The sequence below is a fragment of the Colidextribacter sp. OB.20 genome, from assembly GCF_009911595.1.
Taxonomy (GTDB): domain Bacteria; phylum Bacillota; class Clostridia; order Oscillospirales; family Oscillospiraceae; genus Lawsonibacter.
The window spans coordinates 1-1,329 of the sequence record NZ_QWKG01000143.1 but is presented as its reverse complement, the minus strand read 5'-3'; the positions used below and the strand labels follow the sequence as shown (position 1 = coordinate 1,329).

General features: G+C 51.3%; 1 protein-coding gene and 1 rRNA gene. Both read right to left on the bottom strand.

The genetic code is table 11. From position 1 onward, the window contains the following. A 16S ribosomal RNA gene (locus D1641_RS18875) occupies positions 1-1,114 on the bottom strand; the annotation flags it as partial. Positions 1,115-1,121: 7 nt separating this feature from the next. Beyond that, positions 1,122-1,329, bottom strand: a 208-nt coding sequence (locus D1641_RS19305) for a hypothetical protein (protein ID WP_207708649.1), incomplete at its 5' end; no start/stop codon positions are given.

The following is a 1,329-nucleotide window of genomic DNA, read 5'->3' as shown; positions in this document are numbered from 1 at the left end:
AATAAGGGTTGCGCTCGTTGCGGGACTTAACCCAACATCTCACGACACGAGCTGACGACAACCATGCACCACCTGTCTCCAGTGTCTCCGAAGAGAAAACTCTATCTCTAGAGCGGTCACCGGGATGTCAAGCCCTGGTAAGGTTCTTCGCGTTGCTTCGAATTAAACCACATACTCCACCGCTTGTGCGGGCCCCCGTCAATTCCTTTGAGTTTCAACCTTGCGATCGTACTCCCCAGGTGGGATACTTATTGTGTTAACTGCGGCACGGAGGGGGTCAGTCCCCCCACACCTAGTATCCATCGTTTACAGCGTGGACTACCAGGGTATCTAATCCTGTTTGCTCCCCACGCTTTCGCGCCTCAGCGTCAGTTGCTGTCCAGCAGACCGCCTTCGCCACTGGTGTTCCTCCTAATATCTACGCATTTCACCGCTACACTAGGAATTCCGTCTGCCTCTCCAGTACTCAAGAACTACAGTTTCAAATGCAGGCCACAGGTTGAGCCCGTGGTTTTCACATCTGACTTGCAGTCCCGCCTACACGCCCTTTACACCCAGTAAATCCGGATAACGCTTGCCACCTACGTATTACCGCGGCTGCTGGCACGTAGTTAGCCGTGGCTTATTCCTCAGGTACCGTCACTTGCTTCGTCCCTGAGAAAAGAAGTTTACAACCCGAAAGCCTTCTTCCTTCACGCGGCGTTGCTGGGTCAGGCTTGCGCCCATTGCCCAATATTCCCCACTGCTGCCTCCCGTAGGAGTCTGGGCCGTGTCTCAGTCCCAATGTGGCCGGCCAACCTCTCAGTCCGGCTACTGATCGTCGCCTTGGTGGGCCGTTACCCCGCCAACCAGCTAATCAGACGCGAGTCCATCTCAGAGCGATAAATCTTTGATATCCAGTGCCATGCGACACAGATATATTATGCGGTATTAGCAGCTGTTTCCAGCTGTTATTCCCCACTCCAAGGCAGGTTACTCACGCGTTACTCACCCGTCCGCCACTAAACAGTCCTATCAGTTGTCCGAAAACTCCTTCAAGGGTGTTCCGTTCGACTTGCATGTGTTAAGCACGCCGCCAGCGTTCATCCTGAGCCAGGATCAAACTCTCAATAAAATGGTATCTATACGAACTGTCTCCAGCCCGAATAAATCAATCTTATTGAAACTAAAATCTTAGCTTCAAAGAAATAATTGACGTTGTCCAAACAAGCTCTTTTCAAAGCTCTTTGAAACAACCAATCCTTCTGGTGCTTCTCGTTTGTCACGTTGTTTAATTTACAAGGTGCACGCCGCTCGTTTTCAGCGGCGGGGATTATCTTACCACATCTT